We start from the raw sequence: 20,927 nt of genomic DNA, 5'->3' as shown, positions 1-20,927 counted from the left end.
AGGGGCGATGATGGACCGATGACCGACGCCTCCGCACCCAGCGCGGCCCCCGACCAGGCGCCCCCTCCGGTGGCACCCGCACCGGAGCCGTCCCCTGCGGCGCCCAAGCCGGAGCCGGCGGCGACCGCGGCCGAGGGGGAGCTGTCCGCGGGGCAGGGGGCCGAGGGTGCCGCGCGGCGGCGCGCGCTGCGGGCGTTGGCGGTCGCGTTGCCGCTTGGTGCGCTCGGGGCTGCGCTGGTGCTCTTCGCGATGAGCAAGACATGGACGCGCGGTACCGCGTTCGCGGCCGGCCACCAGGTCTCCGTGCACGCCACCGGCAGCCAGAGCACCGCGCTGCCGGGCGCGCTCGCCCTCGTCGGCCTCGCCGCCCTCGTCGCGGTCTTCGCGGTACGACGCTTCGCCCGCCATGTCGTCTCCGGGCTGCTCGCCCTCAGCGGGGCCGGCGTGATCGCGCTCGCCCTCAGCCGCCGCGGCGACCACGGCGCCGTGGACGCCGCCGCCCAGCGGGCCGCCAGCCTCACGCACGCCACCGCCTCGCACGTCAGCGGCACCTCGTGGCCGCTGGTCGCGGTGGCCGGCGGCCTGCTGCTGCTCATCGCGGGGCTGCTCGCGCTGCGTCACGGGTCCCGTTGGCCGGCCATGTCCAGCCGCTACGACCGGGCCGGCGGCGAGCGGCCGGCGCCGCGTCGGCGGGCCCCGGCACCGCTGGACCCCGACCGCCCCGAGGACTTGTGGAAGGCGCTCGACCGGGGTGAGGACCCCACCGCTCCCGCTTCCCGCTGAGGGCCCGCCGCAGGCCCGTGCCGCCTGTCCCGCACTCCTTTCCGAACGCTCTGCCCGACCACCCCCAGTGCGCGGGGCACCGGACGGACGCGCAACAATGGGACGTGAAGTGGGAGGCGGAAGAAGCCCCCTGTCGAGAGCATCGGGAGCAGTCATGGCGGCCACGCACGACCACGGACACACGCCTGCCGCCTGGACCGGCGTGATCATCTCCTTCATCGGCTTCTGCGCCGCGGGCGGGTTCATGGTCGCCGCGGAGCCGGTCGGTTTCTGGGTGTCCATCGGCCTGATCCTGCTCGGCCCGATCGTGGGCGGCGCGATGAAGATCATGGGCTTCGGCGCCAAGCCGTCCGCGGACCTCCTGGCAGCCCGCAGGGACGCGGCCAACGCCGAACAGGAAGCGCCCCGCCCCACCGCCAACGCGTAGCCCTTACGGGCGGTACCGGGATCGGGGGGCGTGCAGGCCGGTTTCTCGGGTGGCGGTCGCCGGTGGCTGGGCGCGCAGTTCCTCCCCCAGAGCTTCGCCTGGGGGTACCCCCAGCGCCCCTCAACTCGCCGCCCGGCGTCTGCCGACCTCGCTGGATGGGCCCGAAGACCTACGGGGCCCCGTCAGGGGCGCGGGGAACTGCGCGAGCGACCACAGCGGACCGGCACCCCGGGAACGGACCGTCACCCCCACGGCGCACCGCCCATGGCACCCCCCGCTCCTTCCGGAGACAATCACCCCGTGAGCCCGCCCCCCGACCCCGTCCCCGTAGGGGACAAGACAAGCTCCAAGCGGCTCACCCCACACCGCGCCCCGCGCAGCCGCTGGCGACGCCTCGCCCCCCTCCCCGCCCTCGGCGGAACCCTCGCCGCGTTCGGATACGTCGCCACCGTCGATCCCAACACCCCCGGCCACTACCCGCTCTGCCCCCTCCGCTACTACACCGGCGTGTACTGCCCCGGCTGCGGCGGCCTGCGCAGCGCGTACGCCATCGCCCACGGCCACCTCCGCACCGCGCTCGAATGCAACGCCCTCGCCGTCGCCGGATTCCTGCTCCTCGCCGTCGCCTGGGCGGCCTGGTCCGCCGCCGCGCTGCGCGGCAAACCCTTCGCCCCGACCCTTCGCCCCGGGTACCGGAATCTGGCCATCGCCCTGGTCGTGGCCTTCACCGTTGTCCGGAATCTGCCCTTCGGCGGGTTTCTCGCGCCCTGAGCCCGGCCCGGCCCCGAAGACCGAGCACCCGACATTCACGCAGGTCACAAGAGCGCGATCCACCGGATGCGGGTACTCCGCCCACCGCCCGATACCATCGGAGATGCCGGTGGTAGCCACCGCTGGCTTGATCATTTCGCTGTTCGACCCGGCCGAAAGGGGAGTTCCCGCGTGAGTGTGCTCGACGAGATCATCGACGGAGTCCGAGCCGACCTCGCGGAGCGACAGGCCCGGGTCACCCTCGACGATCTCAAGGCACGGGCCACCCGCGCACGGGACGCCAAGGACGGGGTCGCCGCCCTGCGCGGCGAAGGCGTCACGGTGATCTGCGAGGTCAAGCGGTCGAGCCCGTCCAAGGGCGCGCTCGCGGCGATCGCCGACCCGGCCGGCCTCGCCGGCGAATACGAGGCGGGCGGCGCCGCGGTGATCAGCGTACTCACCGAGCAGCGCAGGTTCGGCGGGTCGCTCGCCGACCTGGAAGCGGTCCGCGCCAGGGTCGACATCCCCGTGCTCCGCAAGGACTTCATCGTCACCGCGTACCAGCTCTGGGAGGCCAGGGCGTACGGCGCGGACCTCGCGCTGCTGATCGTCGCGGCCCTCGACCAGTCCGCCCTCGTCTCGCTGGTGGAACGGGCCGAGTCCATCGGGCTCACCCCGCTGGTCGAGGTGCACGACGAGGAGGAGGCCGCCCGCGCGGTGGACGCCGGCGCCCGCGTCATCGGCGTCAACGCGCGCAACCTCAAGACCCTCGAAGTGGACCGCGGCACCTTCGCCCGGGTGGCCCCGGCGATCCCCGACCACATCGTCAAGGTCGCCGAATCCGGCGTCCGCGGCCCGCACGACCTGATCGCGTACGCCAATGACGGCGCCCACGCCGTACTCGTCGGCGAGTCCCTGGTCACCGGCAAGGACCCGCGCACCGCGGTCGCCGACCTGGTCGCCGCCGGCGCCCACCCGGCCCTCCGCAACGGCCGCGACTGACCCCGGGCCGCCCGGGCCGCCCGGCTAACCCGAGCGGAGCGACCCGCTAGACTCCGACCCATGCCCATCGCCGCTCGCCTCGCCCCCGGTTGCCGCCCCCGCGGCTGCCGTGCGCCGGCCAGGCGCGTGCTGGGGCGGCGGGTGCGGTACGTGATCGGGTGCGAGCCCGGCCAGGTGAACGGCAGGCGATGGCGCCGCGGCTGATCCGCGACCACCGCCCGCCGGCGCTCTGACGGCGCTCCGACGATCCGGCGATCCAGCCGGTACGTCGGATTCGGCCGATCCAGTCGAACCAGTTGATTCGGCCGATCCAGCCGATACGCCGATGCCCTCCGGCGGGTGCGGCCCATGCCCAGCCACTGACGACACCTGCCAGGGACCACCCATGCCAGAAAAGCCCGAGTATTTCCTGCCCGATCCGGAAGGCGCCGTCCCCGACTCCTCGGGGTACTTCGGAGCCTTCGGCGGCAAATTCATCCCGGAGGCGCTGGTCGCCGCCGTGGACGAGGTCGCCGTCGAGTACGAGAAGGCCAAGTCCGACCCCGCGTTCACCGCCGAGCTGAACGACCTGATGGTCAACTACGCCGGCCGGCCGAGCGCCCTCACCGAAGTGGCGCGGTTCGCCGAGCAGGCCGGCGGCGCACGCGTCTTCCTCAAGCGGGAGGACCTCAACCACACCGGCTCGCACAAGATCAACAATGTGCTGGGCCAGACCCTGCTCACCCGGCGGATGGGCAAGACCCGGGTCATCGCCGAGACCGGCGCCGGCCAGCACGGCGTCGCCACCGCCACCGCCTGCGCCCTCTTCGGCCTCGACTGCACCATCTACATGGGCGAGATCGACACCGAGCGGCAGGCGCTCAACGTCGCCCGGATGCGGATGCTCGGCGCCGAGGTCATCGCGGTGAAGTCCGGCAGCCGCACCCTGAAGGACGCCATCAACGAGGCGTTCCGGGACTGGGTGGCGAATGTCGACCGCACGCACTACCTGTTCGGCACGGTCGCCGGGCCCCACCCGTTCCCGGCGATGGTCCGCGACTTCCACCGGGTGATCGGCGTCGAGGCCCGGCGGCAGTTGCTGGAGCGGACCGGGCGGCTGCCCGACGCCGCGGTGGCGTGCGTCGGCGGCGGCTCCAACGCGATGGGGCTCTTCCACCCCTTCCTGGCCGACACCGGGGTGCGGCTGGTCGGCTGCGAACCGGCCGGACACGGCGTGGCGACCGGCGAGCACGCCGCCACCCTCACCGAGGGCGAGCCCGGCATCCTGCACGGATCCCGGTCCTATGTGCTCCAGGACGACGAGGGCCAGATCACCGAGCCGTACTCGATCTCGGCCGGCCTCGACTATCCGGGCGTCGGCCCCGAGCACGCCTATCTGAAGACCACCGGCCGCGCCGAGTACCGGGCCGTCACCGACGACGCCGCCATGCGGGCGCTGCGCCTGCTGTCCCGTACGGAGGGCATCATCCCCGCCATCGAGAGCGCCCACGCGCTGGCCGGCGCGCTGGAGGTCGGCCGCGAACTGGGCGCCGACGGCCTGGTCCTGGTCAACCTCTCCGGCCGCGGCGACAAGGACATGGACACCGCCGCCCGCTACTTCGGCCTGTACGAACCGACCGGCGACGTCGACGAGGAGCACGAGGTGGCGGCGAAATGAGCGCGCGTACGACCGAGAACGAGAACACGGGCGCGATCGGTAACGCCGCCCTGCTCGACGAGACCCTCGCGGCCGCCAGGGCGGAGGACCGGGCCGCGCTCGTCGCCTATCTGCCGGCCGGGTTTCCGACCGTGGACGGCGGGATCGAGGCGGTGAAGGCGGTCTTCGAGGGCGGCGCCGACGTCGTCGAGGTCGGGTTGCCGCACAGCGACCCGGTGCTCGACGGACCGGTGATCCAGACCGCGGACGACATCGCGCTCAAGAACGGCGTCCGCATCGCCGACGTGCTGCGGACCGTACGGGAGGGGCACGCCGCCGCCGGCAAGCCGGTGCTGGTGATGACGTACTGGAACCCGGTCGACCGGTACGGCGTCGAGCGGTTCGCCGCCGAGCTGGCCGAGGCGGGCGGCGCCGGCTGCATCCTGCCCGACCTGCCGGTGGAGGAGTCCGAGCTGTGGCGCAAGGCCGCCGAGCAGCACGGCCTGGCCACCGTCTTCGTGGTGGCGCCCTCCACCCGCAATGAGCGGCTCGGCACGATCACCGCGGCCGGCTCCGGCTTCGTCTACGCCGCCTCACTGATGGGCGTCACCGGCACCCGGGTGAGCGTCGGGGCGCAGGCCGCCGACCTGGTCCGGCGCACCCGCGCCACCACGGAGCTGCCGGTCTGTGTGGGGCTCGGCGTCTCCGACCCGGAGCAGGCCGCCGAGGTGGCCGGCTTCGCCGACGGCGTCATCGTCGGCTCGGCCTTCGTCAAGCGGCTGCTCGACCACGGTGACGACCTCGCCGCCGGGCTCACCGCCGTACGGACGCTCGCCGCCGGACTCGCCGAGGGCGTCCGCAAGCGCGGCTGATCACCTGGCCGGCTCATCCGGCGTCACCCCGGGGACGGATTCTTGTCACCCCGGAGGGCGAAAAACGGTGTGGGGAGACGCTGAGTGCCTCCCCACACCGTTTCCAGGGGCGTGAGCCCAAGGAACCGTGACGGAAAACGCAGCGCCCGCGAGGCGCTCCAGGAACAGCGCGCCAAGGAGAGGAGCCAGGCCAGGCGGAAGCGGACGGTGATCGTGGCGAGCGCGGTCGTCGGCGTGCTCGCCGTCGGTGCCGTGATCGGGGTGGTCGTCTCCGACCAGGGCGGCAGCGGCGGCGGCACCGACGCGGCCGGCGCGGTGAGCGCGCCGAAGGGTGCCGTCGGCAAGGACAAACTGGTGATCCCGGTCGGCGCCGCCAACGCCCCGTCGACCCTGACCATCTACGAGGACTTCCGCTGTCCGGCCTGCGACTCCTTCGAGAAGTCGTTCACGCCGACCGTCCACGGTCTGGAGGACAGCGGCCAGATGCGCACCGAATACCACCTGGTGACCCTCATCGACGGCAATCTCGGCGGCTCGGGGTCGCTGACCGCCGCCAACGCGGCCGCGTGCGCCCAGGACCAGGGAAAGTTCCGGCCCTACCACGACGTCCTGTACAGCAATCAGCCGGAGGAGCAGAAGGACACCTTCGCCGACAAGAAAACCCTGCTCCGCCTCGCCGACCAGGTGAAGGGGCTGCGGACGCCGGCGTTCGACGCGTGTGTGAACAACGGCACCCATGACAGTTGGGTGAAGCGCTCCAACGACGCCTTCAACACCTCCGGCTTCGACGCCACGCCGACCATCCTGCTCAACGGCAAGAACGTCTTCAGCAGCAAGAGCGCGGTGCTCACCCCTGACTCGCTGAAGAAGATGGTCCAGAGCGCGAACAAGGGCAAGCAGCCGGGGAAGGTCACCCCGACCCCCTCCTGAGGCCGCGGCCCTCTTCCTGGGGGCGCCGGACCCCTCCTGACAGTGACCGAAGTTATCCAGCCGTAGCCGGGCGGGTTGTCGCAGTACCCGCCCGGCAGGGTAGCGTCGGACATTGCCATGGAACTCGCATTCATTCCCAGCCCCTCGCACGGTGTCGTCCACCTCGGACCCATCCCGCTGCGCGGCTACGCGTTCTGCATCATCGTCGGCGTCTTCGTCGGGGTCTGGCTCGGCGGCAAACGCTGGATCGACCGCGGCGGCAAGGCCGGCACGGTGGCGGACATCGCGGTGTGGGCGGTCCCGTTCGGCCTGGTCGGCGGCCGTCTCTACCATGTGATCACCGACTACGAGCTGTACTTCACCCATGGCAAGGACTGGGTCGACGCCTTCAAGATCTGGCAGGGCGGCCTGGGGATCTGGGGCGCGATCGCGCTCGGCGCTCTGGGCGCCTGGATCGGCTGCCGCAGGCGGGGGATCGCGCTGCCGGTCTACGCGGACGCCATCGCCCCCGGTATCGCGTTCGCGCAGGCCATCGGCCGCTGGGGGAACTGGTTCAACCAGGAGCTCTTCGGCCGGCCCTCGACCCTGCCGTGGGCGCTGAAGATCGACCCGGCACACCGGCCCGTCGGCACCCCCGGTGACGGCACCTACCAGCCGACGTTCCTCTACGAGTCGCTGTGGTGCGTCGGGGTGGCGCTGCTGGTGATCTGGGCCGACCGCCGCTTCAAGCTGGGCCACGGGCGCGCCTTCGCGCTCTATGTCGCCTCCTACACGGTCGGCCGGTTCTGGATCGAGTACCTGCGGGTGGACGACGCCCACCATGTGCTGGGGCTGCGGCTCAACGACTGGACGGCGATCGTCGTCTTCGTCAGCGCGATCGTCTACTTCGTGCTCTCCGCCAAGTACCGGCCCGGCCGTGAGGTGGTCGTCGAGCCCGAGGGCTTGGTGGCGGCGGATTCGGCGGATTCAGCCGCGACTGGGGATTCGGCGGAGACCGTGGACGCGGCCGCTCGCCCGCAGGCGGATACGGCTGTGGATGCGGCCCCGGATGCGGGCGTGGATTCGGACGTGGACGCGGCGGCCGACCCGGCTGCCGCTGCGGAGCCGGGTGAGCCCGCCGAGCCGAGCGGATCGAGCGGCGAGCCCGAGGTGAACCTCGACAAGGCCGAGCCTGTGGCGGCCGCGGAAAGCGCCGAGGAGCACTCCTCGTCCCCCTCCGGTAAGCGGAACTGATCTACATACCCGCAGGTCAGGTCAGCCTTTCCTTGCTGGCGGCCCGGTGGAATCGTGCGTACGGTCGAACCCGTTGTGCTGAGGCGGGTGGCGCTGGGCTGCCCTGGAAGGGGTGGACCGGATGACCGCGCTCGTTGAGGGGATCGCCGAGGGGACCCCGGTCGAGGAGAACGCCGCCAAGCCCTACCACGTGTCCCACCACTCGCACCGCGATGTCAGCGGCGGCTGGCTGCGGCCCGCGGTGTTCGGCGCGATGGACGGTCTGGTCTCCAACTTCGCCCTGATGACCGGCGTGGCCGGCGGCGATGTGTCGACCCGTACCGTCGTGGTGACCGGCCTCGCCGGACTCGCGGCCGGCGCCTTCTCGATGGCGGCCGGCGAGTACACCTCGGTCGCCTCCCAGCGGGAGCTGGTCGAGGCCGAGCTGGACGTCGAGCGGATCGAGCTGCGCCGCCACCCCGAGGACGAGATGCGCGAGCTGGCCGAGCTGTATGTGTCCCGCGGCGTGGAGCCGGGGCTGGCGCACGAGGTGGCCCGGCAGCTCTCCGCCGACCCCGAGCAGGCGCTGGAGATCCACGCCCGCGAGGAGCTGGGCGTCGACCCGGGCGACCTGCCCTCACCGGTGGTGGCCGCCGCCTCGTCCTTCGTCTCCTTCGCCCTGGGCGCGCTGCTGCCGGTGCTGCCGTATCTGCTGGGCGCCGGCACCCTGTGGCCCGCGGTGCTGCTGGCCCTGGCCGGACTCTTCGGCTGCGGCGCCGCGGTCTCCCGGGTGACCGCCCGCTCCTGGTGGTACGGCGGCCTGCGGCAGCTCGCCCTGGGCGGCGCGGCCGGCGGGATCACCTTCGTGCTCGGCACCCTCATCGGCGGCGCCGTAGGCTGACGATCAGGCCGACGCCCCCGCCGGCTGACCGGATCCGACCCGATCCCCGGCTGATTCGGGCGTCGTGTTTCCTCTTCGTTTCGGATCGCCGTCCACGGGGCATCACTCGGTAACGCGTCGGCAGAGCCGCGAGGCCGCGTCGCAGGAGTCACGAAACCCTCCACCATGTGATGGCCTGAACTGATCCCTCCACCTCCGCAAACGTCCACATACTGGAACCACTCATCCACTTCTCGAACATTCGGCCATCATGTAACCTGCACGAAATCGCAGAGGGCCAACGTCGTCCCTGTTGCGCATGCCTATGACAGGCGATGCATATCAGCCAGAGACGACGACGGGAGAGCCATGCGTTCGCGTTCCGCGTTCATGGACGGGCGCCCCGCCCCGCAGGGGATGTACGACCCCCGCAACGAGCACGACGCCTGTGGTGTCGGCTTCGTGGCCACCCTCACCGGCGAGGCGAGCCATCACCTCGTCGACCAGGCGCTCACCGTCCTGCGCAACCTGGAGCACCGAGGTGCCACCGGCGCCGAACCCGACTCGGGTGACGGCGCGGGCATCCTGCTCCAGGTCCCGGACGCCTTCCTGCGCGGTGCCGCCGGATTCGAGCTGCCCGCCGCCGGGCAGTACGCGGTCGGCCTCGCCTTCCTGCCCCAGGAATCCGACGACCGCGGCAAGGCCGTCGACACCATCGAGCGGATCGCCGCCGAGGAGGGGCTGACCGTACTCGGCTGGCGCGAGGTGCCGACCGACGCCAGTTCGCTCGGCGCCACCTCCCGCTCCACCATGCCGCACTTCGCCCAGCTCTTCATCGGCGACGAGGCGGGCCGGCGCGCCGGCATCGAGCTCGACCGGCCCGCCTTCGTGCTGCGCAGGCGCGCCGAGCGCGAGGCCGACGTCTACTTCCCCTCGCTGTCCGCCCGGACGATCGTCTACAAGGGCATGCTCACCACCGGTCAGTTGGAGCCGTTCTTCCCCGATCTGTCCGACGAGCGGTTCGCCAGCGCCATCGCCGTGGTGCACTCCCGCTTCTCCACCAACACCTTCCCGAGCTGGCCGCTCGCCCACCCGTACCGCTTCGTCGCGCACAACGGCGAGATCAACACGGTCAAGGGCAACCGCAACTGGATGCGGGCCCGCGAGTCGCAGCTCGCCAGCGAACTGTTCACCGCGGCCGGCAGCCGGTTCGAGCGCGGCGACCTGGAGCGGATCTTCCCGATCTGCTCGCCCGGCGGCTCCGACACCGCCTCCTTCGACGAGGTGCTCGAACTGCTGCACCTGGGCGGCCGGTCGCTGCCGCACAGCGTGCTGATGATGATCCCGGAGGCCTGGGAGAACCACGACTCCATGGACCCCGAGCGCCGCGCCTTCTACCAGTACCACTCCACCCTCATGGAGCCCTGGGACGGCCCGGCCTGCGTCACCTTCACCGACGGCTCGCTGGTCGGCGCGGTGCTCGACCGCAACGGCCTGCGCCCGGGGCGCTACTGGGTGACCGACGACGGGCTGGTCGTCCTCGCCTCCGAGTCGGGCGTGCTCGACATCGCCCCGGCGAAGATCGTCCGCAAGGGCCGTCTGCAGCCCGGCCGGATGTTCCTGGTCGACACCGTCAGCCACCGGATCGTCGAGGACGACGAGATCAAGGCCGGCATCGCCGCCGAGAACCCGTACGCCGACTGGCTCGACGCCGGGCTGATCAACCTCGCCGACCTGCCCGAGCGTGAGCACATCGTGCATACCCACGCCTCGGTCAGCCGCCGCCAGCAGACCTTCGGCTACACCGAGGAGGAGCTGCGGGTCCTGATCGCCCCGATGGCCAGGACCGGCGCCGAACCGATCGGCTCCATGGGCACCGACTCGCCGATCGCCGCGCTCTCCGAGCGGCCCCGGCTGCTCTTCGACTACTTCACCCAGTTGTTCGCGCAGGTCACCAACCCGCCGCTGGACGCCATCCGCGAGGAACTCGTCACCTCGCTGGTCTCCACCATCGGCCCGTCCGGCAATCTGCTGGAACCGAGCCCCGCCTCCTGTCGCAACATCACCCTGCCGTTCCCGGTGATCGACAACGACGAGCTGGCCAAGCTCATCCATGTCAACGCCGACGGCGACATGCCGGGGCTGAAGGCCGCCACCCTCTCCGGCCTCTACCGGGTGGCCGGCGGCGGCGAGGCGCTCGCCGCCCGGCTCGCCGAGATCTGCGCCGAGGCCTCCACCGCGATAGAGGACGGCGCCCGGCTCATCGTGCTCTCCGACCGGCACTCCGACGCCGAACAGGCGCCGATCCCGTCGCTGCTGCTCACCTCCGCCGTGCACCACCACCTGATCCGCACCAAGCAGCGCACCCAGGTCGGCCTGCTCATCGAGGCCGGCGACGTACGCGAGGTGCACCACGTGGCGCTGCTCATCGGCTACGGCGCCGCCGCCGTCAACCCCTACCTCGCCATGGAGTCCGTCGAGGACCTGGTGCGGGCCGGCGCCTTCCTGCCCGGCGGGGAGCCCGAGGCGGCGATCAGGAACCTGATCAAGGCGCTCGGCAAGGGCGTCCTCAAGGTCATGTCCAAGATGGGCATCTCCACCGTCGCCTCCTACCGCGGCGCCCAGGTCTTCGAGGCGGTCGGCCTGGACGCCGACTTCACCGACACCTACTTCCACGGCACCGACAGCAAGATCGGCGGGGTCGGCATCGAGGTGATCGCCGCGGAGGTCGCCGCCCGGCACGCCAAGGCGTATCCGGCCTCCGGCATCCCCGCCGCCCACCGCCGGCTGGAGATCGGCGGCGAGTACCAGTGGCGCCGCGAGGGCGAACCGCACCTGTTCGACCCGGACACCGTCTTCCGGCTCCAGCACGCCACCCGCACCCGGCGCTACGACATCTTCAAGCAGTACACCTCGCGGGTGAACGAGCAGTCCGAGCGGCTGATGACGCTCCGCGGCCTGTTCGGCCTGAAGACCGAGCGCCCGCCGGTCCCGCTGGAGGAGGTCGAGCCGGTCGCCGACATCGTCAGGCGGTTCTCCACCGGCGCGATGTCCTACGGCTCGATCTCCCGCGAGGCGCACGAGACGCTCGCCATCGCGATGAACCAGCTCGGCGGCAAGTCCAACACCGGCGAGGGCGGCGAGGACGCCGAGCGGCTCTACGACCCGGCCCGGCGCAGCGCCGTCAAGCAGGTCGCCTCCGGCCGCTTCGGCGTCACCAGCGAGTACCTGGTCAACGCCGACGACATCCAGATCAAGATGGCCCAGGGCGCCAAGCCCGGCGAGGGCGGCCAGCTCCCGGGCCACAAGGTCTACCCGTGGATCGCCGGCACCCGGTACTCCACCGCCGGGGTCGGCCTGATCTCGCCGCCGCCGCACCACGACATCTACTCCATCGAGGACCTCGCCCAGCTCATCCACGACCTGAAGAACGCCAACCCCAGGGCGCGGGTCCACGTCAAGCTGGTCTCCGAGGTCGGTGTCGGCACCGTCGCGGCCGGCGTCTCCAAGGCGCACGCCGACGTGGTGCTGATCTCCGGGCACGACGGCGGCACCGGCGCCTCGCCGCTCACCTCGCTCAAGCACGCCGGCGGCCCCTGGGAGCTCGGCCTGGCCGAGACCCAGCAGACGCTGCTGCTCAACGGCTTGCGGGACCGGATCGTCGTCCAGACCGACGGCCAGCTCAAGACCGGCCGCGACGTGGTGATCGCCGCGCTGCTCGGCGCCGAGGAGTTCGGCTTCGCCACCGCGCCGCTGGTGGTCTCCGGCTGCGTCATGATGCGCGTCTGCCATCTGGACACCTGTCCGGTCGGCGTCGCCACCCAGAACCCGGTGCTGCGCGAGCGGTTCAGCGGCAAGCCCGAGTTCGTCGTCAACTTCTTCCAGTTCATCGCGGAGGAGGTCAGGGAGATCCTCGCCGAACTCGGCTTCCGCACCCTGGAGGAGGCCGTCGGCCACGCCGAGCTGATCGACGCCGGCCGGGCCGTCGACCACTGGAAGGCGCAGGGCCTCGACCTCGCCCCGCTGCTGTACGTTCCGGAACTGCCCGAGGGCACCGCGCTGCACCGGGTCACCGTCCAGGACCACGGCCTGGACAAGGCGCTCGACAACGAGCTGATCCGGCTCGCCGCCGAGGCGCTGGAGACCGGCGCGCCCGTCCGCGCCCAGGTGCCGATCCGCAACGTCAACCGCACGGTCGGCACCATGCTCGGCCACCAGGTGACCAAGAAGTACGGCGGCGCCGGTCTGCCCGAGGGCACCATCGACATCACCTTCACCGGCTCGGCCGGTCAGTCCTTCGGCGCCTTCCTGCCCAGCGGGATCACCCTGCGGCTCGAAGGCGACGCCAACGACTACGTCGGCAAGGGCCTGTCCGGCGGCCGGATCGTGGTCCGCCCCGACCGCGGCGCCGACCACCTCGCGGAGGAGTCCACCATCGCGGGCAACACCATCGCCTACGGCGCCACCGGCGGCGAGCTGTTCCTGCGCGGCCGGACCGGCGAGCGCTTCTGCGTCCGCAACTCCGGCGCGACGGTGGTCGCCGAGGGCGTCGGCGACCACGGCTGCGAGTACATGACCGGTGGCCGGGCCGTCGTCCTCGGCTCCACCGGGCGGAACTTCGCGGCCGGCATGTCCGGCGGCATCGCCTACGTGCTCGACCTCGACCCGGCGGCCGTCAACCGCGGCATGGTCGAGATCGAGGCGCTCGACGCCGACGACATCACGTGGCTGCACGATGTGGTGCGCCGCCACTTCGAGGAGACCGGCTCCACCGCCGCCGAGCGGCTGCTCGGCGACTGGGGCGGCGCCCTCACCCGCTTCGGCAAGGTCATGCCGAGGGACTACAAGGCAGTGCTCGCCGCCAAGAACGCCGCCGAGCAGGCCGGACTCTCCGAGTCCGAGACCACCGCCAAGATGATGGAGGCGGCAAATGGCTGACCCCAAAGGCTTCCTCACCACCCCCCGGGTCGGAGCGCCGACACGTCCGGTCGAGGAGCGCAGGCAGGACTGGAACGAGGTCTATGTTCCCGGTGGGCTGCTCCCGATCATCAGCGAGCAGGCCGGGCGCTGCATGGACTGCGGCATCCCCTTCTGCCACAACGGCTGTCCGCTGGGGAACCTGATCCCCGAGTGGAACGACTACGCCTGGCGCGGTGACTGGACCGCCGCCAGCGAGCGGCTGCACGCCACCAACAACTTCCCGGAGTTCACCGGGCGGCTGTGCCCGGCGCCGTGCGAATCCGCCTGTGTGCTCGGCATCAACCAGCCCGCCGTCACCATCAAGAACGTCGAAGTCACCATCATCGACAAGGCGTGGGACAACGGGGACGTCACCCCGCAGCCCCCGGACCGGCTCTCCGGCAAGACCGTCGCCGTCATCGGCTCGGGCCCGGCCGGCCTCGCCGCCGCCCAGCAGCTCACCCGGGCCGGGCACACCGTCGCCGTCTACGAGCGGGCCGACCGGATCGGCGGACTGCTGCGGTACGGGATCCCCGAGTTCAAGATGGAGAAGCGGCACATCAACCGGCGCATCGAGCAGATGCGGGCGGAGGGGACCAAGTTCCGTACGGGTGTGCAGATCGGCACCGACCTGGACGCGGCGAACCTGGCCAAGCGGTACGACGCGGTGGTCATCGCGGCCGGCGCCACCCAGTGGCGGGACCTGCCGGTCGAGGGCCGGGAACTGACCGGCGTGTACCAGGCGATGGAGTATCTGCCGCTCTCCAACAAGGTGCAGGAGGGTGACTTCGTGGCACCGCCGATCACCGCGGAGGGCAAGCATGTCGTGGTCATCGGCGGCGGCGACACCGGCGCGGACTGCGTCGGCACCGCCCACCGCCAGGGCGCGCTGTCGGTGACCCAGTTGGAGATCATGCCGCGGCCGACCGACGATCGCCCGGCCCACCAGCCGTGGCCGACCATGCCGATGGTCTACAAGGTCACCTCGGCCCACGAGGAGGGCGGCGAGCGGGTCTACGCGGTCAACACCGTGCGGTTCACCGGTGACGAGAACGGCCACGTCAAGGAACTCCACCTGGTCGCGGTGGAATTCGTGGACGGCAGGTTCGTCCCCCAGGAGGGAACCGAACGGGTCATCCCGGCCGACCTGGTCACCCTCGCGATGGGCTTCACCGGCACGGACCAGGGCAACGGCCTGATCGAGCAGCTCGGCCTCCAGCTGGACGCCCGCGGCAACATCGCCCGCGACGGCTCCTACGCGACCAACGTCGCCGGCGTCTTCGTCGCCGGCGACGCCGGCCGCGGCCAGTCCCTCATCGTCTGGGCCATCGCCGAGGGCCGCTCCGCCGCGAAGTCCGTCGACACCTACCTCACCGGCCTCCCCTCCTCCCTCCCCGCCCCCATCGCCCCCACGGACCGCCCCGTCACCGTTTGATCCTTTTGACGCCGTGCTCGCACCGGACTCCGTCCGGCGGGGGGTGAGGTCGGGGGATTGCCGGTGAACCACCGGCTCACGTTCGTCCCGCACAACGGCGTGCGGTACGCAAGCAAGCGCCCGCCCCACCCCGACCAAGGAGGCGGGCGCTTCGCCATTGCCCCGAACGGCGACGGGTGAACCCTTTGGGGTGGGTCGGTGGCCGCTCGGCGACATCGGCCGGGTACGGCGCGTACGCTCGACCGCACGGGGAGGTGTGTCCATGGCCGAGCCCGCGGAACCGGGAGAGCGGACCGTCCCAGGCGGCCCGATCGTGCACGGGTTCCCGCACATCGCCACGGTCCAGGCGGCGCTCACCGCGCTGTACCGGCGGCTGTCACCCGACGGCGTGGCCAGGTTCGCCGCGAGCGTGCACCCGGAGCTGGTGGACTTCCCCGACGACGAGGACCTCTATCTGGGCGCCCAGCGGGTCGCGCGGGTCATGGTGCAGCACTTCCGGCTGCCGGACGCGCGGATGGTGGTCGGCTTCCGGGACATGGTGCACGCCGGCAACGTCGAACTCGCCGCGGGTCCCGAGTACTTCATCGAGCTGCACGCGCGGTTCCGGGCGGACCGGCGCGATGTCGGGGCGGCGCTGGCGCACGAGGTGATGCATGTCTGGCTGCACCGGCTGGGGCTGGAGTTCCCCGGCACCCGGGACAACGAGATCCTGACCGACACGGCGGCGGCGTATCTCGGCGCGGGCTGGCTGCTGCTGGACGCGTACCGGGAGGAGGCGGCGATCCGCGGTGAGCGGCTGATGATGTCGGCGCACAAGCTGGGGTATCTCACGCCCGAGGAGTTCGGGTATGTGCTGGCCAAGCGGGCGATCGCCTTCGGCGACGACATCGAGCCGTGGTTCCGCAGTGTGCGGGCGCGGGAGGCCTACCGGGTGGGGCTGGCGCGGGCGCGGGCGGATCTGCGGCGGCCGCCGCTGGCCGCGGCGGGGTGGGCGGCGCGGCGGCGCTACGCGAAGGACCGCAGGGGCGGTGTCGCCGGGGAGGGGTACTCCTTCGACCGGGCGGGCGGCTCCGCCGGGCTGCGGGTCAGCTTCGCGTGTCCCACGTGTCACCAGCGGATCCGGTTGCCGTGCGGGGGGAGGGTGCGGGCGAGGTGCGGGGTGTGCGGGGTGGTTTTGGAGTGCGAGGCGTAGCTTTTTTCCGGGATAAGCGGCTCGGGCTGTGACCCCCGCGCGGGTGGTCGTGGCTGGTCGCGCGGTTCCCCGCGCCCCTGGGGGGCTTGGGTTGTACCTCGCGTGCGGGTGCGTTGTGGCTGGTCGCGCGGTTCCCCGCGCCCCCGGTGCTGGCGGAGTGGGAGCGCGAGCTCTACGACCGCACCGCCACCGCCACCGCCACCGCCACCGCCAGCGCCGTCGCCGACGCCGTCGCCGACGCGCCGCCCACGCCCGTGCACCGGGAACTCGCCGACGGCGACCGGCTGGACTGGGGCGCCGGCGCCCGCGTGCCGCACGTCCCCGGGCACACCCCCGGCAGCATCGCCGTGCACCTGCCGGAGCAGGGCGTGCTCTTCACCGGGGACACCATCGCCAGCCGGGCGGGCCGGCCCATCCCGGGGGTGTTCAACACCGACCGGGTCCAGCTCGCCGCCGCCTGCACCAGGCTCGCCGCGCTCGACATCGGCACCGCTCTCTTCGGCCACGGCGAACCGCTCACCGGTGACGCGGGCGCCGCCCTCCGCGCGGCCGCGCCCTGACCCGGGAGCGCCGCCCCGATCCCGGCGGGCCGCGGCCGAATCGCCCGGGCGCCGCGGTCGCGATCCGTCCGATCCTGGCCCCGGCCCGCACCCAGCCGTCCGTGATCAGCGCTTTTCCGGTCAGAAATTTGTATCGCAGGACCGGCGACGTGGGGCAGCATGAACGACATGCCTGCTCTCACCCGCGCGGAGGCGCAGACTCGCGCCCGCGACCTGACCGTCCAGCACTACGCGATCGACCTCGACCTCACCAGGGGAGAGGAGGTCTTCGGGTCGACCACCGTCATCCGCTTCACCGCCGAGCGCGCCTGCGACACCTTCGCCGAGGTGCGGCCCGCCGCCCTGCACCGGGTGACCCTCGACGGCGCCGCGCTCGACCCCGCGCTGCTCGCCGACAACCGGCTGCCGCTGACCGGTCTCACCGCGGGCGGGCACGAACTGCGCGTCGAGGCAGACATGCGTTACTCCCGCACCGGCGAGGGCATGCACCGCTTCACCGATCCGGCCGACGGCGAGGCTTATGTCTACAGCCAGCTCTTCATGGAGGACGTGCAGCGCGTCGCCGCCGCCTTCGACCAGCCCGACCTCAAGGCCGTCTTCGACGTCGAGGTGACCGCCCCGCAGGAGTGGACCGTCCTCGGCAACGGCGTGGCGACCCGCAGCGCGCCCGGCCGCTGGAAGCTGGCCACCACCCCGCCGCTGGCCACCTACTTCCTCGCGGTGGCCGCCGGGCCCTATCACTCGGTGCGCGGCGAGCACGCCGGCCTGCCCTTCGGTCTGCACTGCCGCCGCTCGCTGGCCGGTCAACTGGACCAGGACGCCGGGGAACTCTTCGACATCACCTTCCGCTGCTTCGACCGCTACCACCAACTCTTCGACGAGCCCTACCCGTTCGACTCCTATGACCAGGCGTTCGTGCCCGAGTTCAACGCCGGCGCGATGGAGAACCCCGGCCTGGTCACCTTCCGCGACACCTTTCTGCACCGCTCGGCCGTCACCCCCAAGGAGGCGCAGTTCCGGGCGGTGGTCATCGCGCACGAGATGGCCCATATGTGGTTCGGCGACCTGGTCACCCTGCGCTGGTGGGACGACATCTGGCTGAACGAGTCCTTCGCCGAGTACATGGGCTACCAGGTCGCCTCCGAGGTGACCCGCTTCACCGGCACCTGGGTCGACTTCGCGGTGACCCGCAAGGCCTGGGGTTCGGATTCCGACCAGCGCTCCTCCACCCACCCGGTGGCCCCGGACCCGGAAAGCGTGGCCGACACCGCGTCCGCGCTCAACAACTTCGACGGCATCTCCTACGCCAAGGGTGCCTCCGCGCTGCGCCAGCTCGTCGCGTGGCTCGGCCAGGAGGACTTCCTGACCGGGATCAACGCGCACTTCGCCCGGCACCGCTTCGGCAACGCGACCCTCGCCGACTTCATCGACTCGCTGGCCGGCGCCACCCAGCGCGACCTGCCCGCCTGGGCCGACGCGTGGCTGCGCACCACCGGCGTCGACACCCTCACCCCGACCGCGTCGCCCGCCCCCGGCGGCTGGCGGCTGGAGGTCACCCACACCGGCGGCCGCCCGCACCACGTCACCATCGGGCTCTACGACCGGGCCGCCGACGATCCGCGCCGGCTGGTCCTCCGCGACCGGATCCCCTTCGACCTCACCGCGACCGCCGCGGTCGGCAAACGCGACCTCGACGGCACCAGGCCCGATGTGATCCTGCTCAACGACGGCGACCTGTCGTACACCAAGGTCCGCTTCGACGACCACTCGTGGGAGGCGATCGCCGACACCCTGTCGACGCTGCCCGACCCGCTCAGCCGGGCGGTGATCTGGCGGACCGTCCGCGACCAGGTGCGCGACGCGCGGACCGCGCCCGCCGACTACCTCACCCTGGTGAACCGCCAGCTGCCCGCCGAGACCGACCCGTTCGTGGTCGAAGGCGTCCTCGGCTTCGCCCGCTCCGTCGCCGACCGCTTCCTGGCCTCCGCGCTCCGGCCGGCCGCGCTGACCGCACTCGCCGCCACCAGCCGCGCGCTGCTGGCCGAAGGCCCGCGGGAGACCCGGCTCAGCGCGGTCCGCACCCTCGTCGACTCGGCCGTCACCCCGCAGGACGCCGCCGAGTTGCGCCGCTGGTACGACGAAGGGGCCGTCCCCGGCTGGCACGTCGACCCCGAACTGCGCTGGACGCTGCTGCTGCGGCTGACCGTACTGGGCGCCGCCGACGCCGCCGAGATCGACGCCGAACGGGAACGCGACCCCAGCGCCAAGGGCCTGGAAGGCGCCGTCCGTTGCCGGGCGGCGCTGCCCGACGCGGCGGCCAAGGCCGCCGCCTGGCAGTCGATGTTCCACGACGACTCGCTGTCCAACTACCTGTTCACCGCCACCGCCCAGGGCTTCTGGCATCCCGAACAGAGCGACCTGGTCCGCGCCTTCGTGCCCCGTTTCTGGCCGGACGCCGCCGCCCTCGCCGCCCGCCGCGGCGCCGCCCTCGCCGAAGCGGCCGGGCGGTTCGCCTTCCCGGCCACCGCTGTTGACGCCGAGACCCTGGCCGAGGGCCGCAAAGCCCTCACCGATCCCTCGCTCACCCCGGCGCTGCATCGCTACCTCGCCGACCAGCTCGACGACCTGGAGCGGTCCTTGCGGGTGCTGGCGGCCTTCGGCGGCTGACGGGTCCGCGCCGGTCCGCACCCGGTCCGCGCCGGTCCGCACCGGGTCGTCCGGCGGGGTGGCGGCCCACGCCGGTCGGTAAAGCGGGTGATACGACGGGCGTACCGGTGCTGGCGCGGCCGGTACGTTCCCATTCGGCGAAGTCGTCGTTGAACATGGCGAGTCAGCGACAACGCCGAACGGTGAGGACCGCCCATGCCGATGCCCGCTCTCGCCGGAGGACGACAAGGGGTGGCTGATTTACGACCCCTGGTGGACGCCGCGCTCGCCGCTCTCGCCGAAGGGGCGCGCGGCCGCGGGGGAGCGGTGCCCGGCGGTGGCCCCGAGGCGGTGGCCGCCGCCGTCGGGGCGACCCTCGGCGAGGCGCTGCCCGTCGACGGCCGCGGTGAACGCGAAGCCCTGCACACCCTGGTCCGGATGCTCGCCCAGGGCGCGGTCGACCCGGCGGAGCCCAACTGCGCGGCTCATCTGCACTGTCCGCCGCTGGCCGTCGCGGTCGCCGCCGACCTGGCGGTCTCCGCGCTCAACCCCTCCATGGACTCATGGGACCAGGCGCCCGCCGCCACCGAACTCGAGGCCCGGGTCACCGCGGCCCTCGCCGGACTCGTCTTCCCCGACCTGCCGGCCCCCGACGCTCTGGTCACCACCGGTGGCACCGAGGCCAACCAGCTCGCGCTGCTGCTCGCCAGGGAGCGCGCGGCCGGCGGCCCACCGGTGCAGGTGGTGTGCGGGGCCGCCACCCACCACAGTGTGCGCCGGGCCGCCTGGCTGCTCGGCCTGCCGCACCCCGTCGTGCTCGACACCCCCGCCGGTGTGCTCGACCCGGCCGCCGTCGCCGAGGCGCTCGACGACCTCCCGGTACGCGCCCTGGTGGTGGCCACCGCGGGCACCACCGACACCGGGGCCATCGACCCGCTGCCGGAGATCGCCGCGACCGTCGCCCGCCACCTCGCCGAACTCCATGTGGACGCCGCGTACGGCGGTCCACTGCTGTTCAGCCGGCGCGAGGCGGCCCGGCTCGACGGCGTTCAGTCCGCCGTGTCGGTCACGCTGGACCTGCACAAACTGGGCTGGCAACCGGTCGCGGCCGGCCTGCTCGTGGTCCCCGACCGCGGCGCCCTGCGCCCGCTCGACCACCGGGCGGACTATCTCAACGCCGCCGACGACACCGACGCCGGCCTGCCCGATCTGCTCGGCCGCTCACTGCGCACCACCCGCCGCCCCGACGTCCTCAAGATCGCCGTCACCCTGCGCGCGCTCGGCCGGGAAGGCATGGCCGCGCTGGTCGACGCGGTGTGCGACCACGCCCGGCTGCTCGCCGCCAAGGTCACGGCGCATCCCGGGCTGGTCCTGTACGGGCAGCCGACCATCAGCACGGTGCTGTTCCGCCCCCGGGACGCCACCGACGACGAGGTGGCCGAGGTGCGCCGCCGCCTGCTCTTCGAGGGCCGCGCGGTGCTCGGCCGGGCGAGCGCGGGCGGCCGGCTGTGGCTCAAGGCGACCCTGCTCAACCCGTATCTGCGGCCGGAAGACCTCGACGCGCTGCTCCAGCTCACCATGGAAGGCACCACCGCCCGATGAACCCTCCGACACCACCGATGCCCGCGCCCGCCCCCGAGCCC

The 20,927-nt window shown here is 72.4% G+C and carries 16 protein-coding genes; all 16 read left to right on the top strand.

Annotated elements, in window-relative coordinates; translation table 11 throughout:
- Window positions 1-18: 18 nt before the first annotated feature.
- The 16 genes from OG519_RS07645 (at window position 19) to OG519_RS07570 (ending at window position 20,886) form a co-directional block, all read left to right on the top strand.
- Entirely contained in the window at window positions 19-783 is a 765-nt protein-coding gene (locus OG519_RS07645; RefSeq protein ID WP_405580338.1) for a TIGR02234 family membrane protein, read from the top strand.
- 154 nt (window positions 784-937) lie between these two features.
- The gene (locus tag OG519_RS07640; RefSeq protein WP_405580335.1) at window positions 938-1,210 is read left to right on the top strand and encodes an HGxxPAAW family protein; all 273 of its coding nucleotides are present in this window, start codon (window positions 938-940) and stop codon (window positions 1,208-1,210) included.
- A 300-nt stretch (window positions 1,211-1,510) separates the two neighbouring features.
- Complete coding sequence (locus OG519_RS07635) at window positions 1,511-1,981, top strand: DUF2752 domain-containing protein (RefSeq protein ID WP_405580333.1); 471 nt, start codon at window positions 1,511-1,513, stop codon at window positions 1,979-1,981.
- A gap of 171 nt (window positions 1,982-2,152) precedes the next feature.
- Entirely contained in the window at window positions 2,153-2,962 is an 810-nt protein-coding gene (gene trpC, locus OG519_RS07630) for an indole-3-glycerol phosphate synthase TrpC (RefSeq protein ID WP_405580331.1), read from the top strand.
- Between the two features lie 60 nt (window positions 2,963-3,022).
- Window positions 3,023-3,166 (top strand): tryptophan biosynthesis modulator TrpM, encoded by a 144-nt coding sequence (trpM, locus tag OG519_RS07625; protein ID WP_405580328.1) that lies wholly within the window; start codon window positions 3,023-3,025, stop codon window positions 3,164-3,166.
- 181 nt (window positions 3,167-3,347) lie between these two features.
- Complete coding sequence (gene trpB / locus OG519_RS07620) at window positions 3,348-4,619, top strand: tryptophan synthase subunit beta (RefSeq protein ID WP_405580325.1); 1,272 nt, start codon at window positions 3,348-3,350, stop codon at window positions 4,617-4,619.
- Window positions 4,616-5,470: a tryptophan synthase subunit alpha gene (gene trpA / locus OG519_RS07615; RefSeq protein WP_405580322.1), complete on the top strand. Its 855-nt coding sequence runs from the start codon at window positions 4,616-4,618 to the stop codon at window positions 5,468-5,470. Before trpB ends, trpA begins: the two co-directional genes overlap by 4 nt.
- A 111-nt stretch (window positions 5,471-5,581) precedes the next feature.
- Window positions 5,582-6,400 (top strand): DsbA family protein, encoded by an 819-nt coding sequence (locus OG519_RS07610; RefSeq protein ID WP_405580319.1) that lies wholly within the window; start codon window positions 5,582-5,584, stop codon window positions 6,398-6,400.
- 117 nt (window positions 6,401-6,517) lie between these two features.
- Window positions 6,518-7,633 (top strand): prolipoprotein diacylglyceryl transferase, encoded by a 1,116-nt coding sequence (gene lgt, locus OG519_RS07605; RefSeq protein ID WP_405580317.1) that lies wholly within the window; start codon window positions 6,518-6,520, stop codon window positions 7,631-7,633.
- Between the two features lie 121 nt (window positions 7,634-7,754).
- Window positions 7,755-8,513: a VIT1/CCC1 transporter family protein gene (locus OG519_RS07600; protein ID WP_405580314.1), complete on the top strand. Its 759-nt coding sequence runs from the start codon at window positions 7,755-7,757 to the stop codon at window positions 8,511-8,513.
- A 348-nt stretch (window positions 8,514-8,861) separates the two neighbouring features.
- Entirely contained in the window at window positions 8,862-13,430 is a 4,569-nt protein-coding gene (gene gltB, locus OG519_RS07595) for a glutamate synthase large subunit (protein WP_405580312.1), read from the top strand.
- Window positions 13,423-14,886 carry a glutamate synthase subunit beta gene (locus OG519_RS07590; RefSeq protein ID WP_405580310.1) on the top strand — a complete coding sequence of 488 codons (1,464 nt, stop codon included), beginning with the start codon at window positions 13,423-13,425 and terminating at the stop codon, window positions 14,884-14,886. Before gltB ends, OG519_RS07590 begins: the two co-directional genes overlap by 8 nt.
- A gap of 262 nt (window positions 14,887-15,148) precedes the next feature.
- The gene (locus tag OG519_RS07585; RefSeq protein WP_405580307.1) at window positions 15,149-16,078 is read left to right on the top strand and encodes a hypothetical protein; all 930 of its coding nucleotides are present in this window, start codon (window positions 15,149-15,151) and stop codon (window positions 16,076-16,078) included.
- A gap of 86 nt (window positions 16,079-16,164) precedes the next feature.
- Window positions 16,165-16,638 carry an MBL fold metallo-hydrolase gene (locus OG519_RS07580; RefSeq protein ID WP_405580304.1) on the top strand — a complete coding sequence of 158 codons (474 nt, stop codon included), beginning with the start codon at window positions 16,165-16,167 and terminating at the stop codon, window positions 16,636-16,638.
- Between the two features lie 168 nt (window positions 16,639-16,806).
- Window positions 16,807-19,305, top strand: a complete 2,499-nt coding sequence (pepN, locus tag OG519_RS07575) for an aminopeptidase N (protein ID WP_405580301.1) — start codon at window positions 16,807-16,809, stop codon at window positions 19,303-19,305.
- Window positions 19,306-19,500: 195 nt separating this feature from the next.
- Window positions 19,501-20,886 (top strand): pyridoxal phosphate-dependent decarboxylase family protein, encoded by a 1,386-nt coding sequence (locus OG519_RS07570; protein WP_405580299.1) that lies wholly within the window; start codon window positions 19,501-19,503, stop codon window positions 20,884-20,886.
- Window positions 20,887-20,927 lie beyond the last annotated feature (41 nt).

It is taken from the genome of Streptomyces sp. NBC_01190 (assembly GCF_045039895.1).
Lineage (GTDB): Bacteria > Actinomycetota > Actinomycetes > Streptomycetales > Streptomycetaceae > Actinacidiphila.
This window is presented reverse-complemented; position numbering and strand designations above follow the sequence as displayed.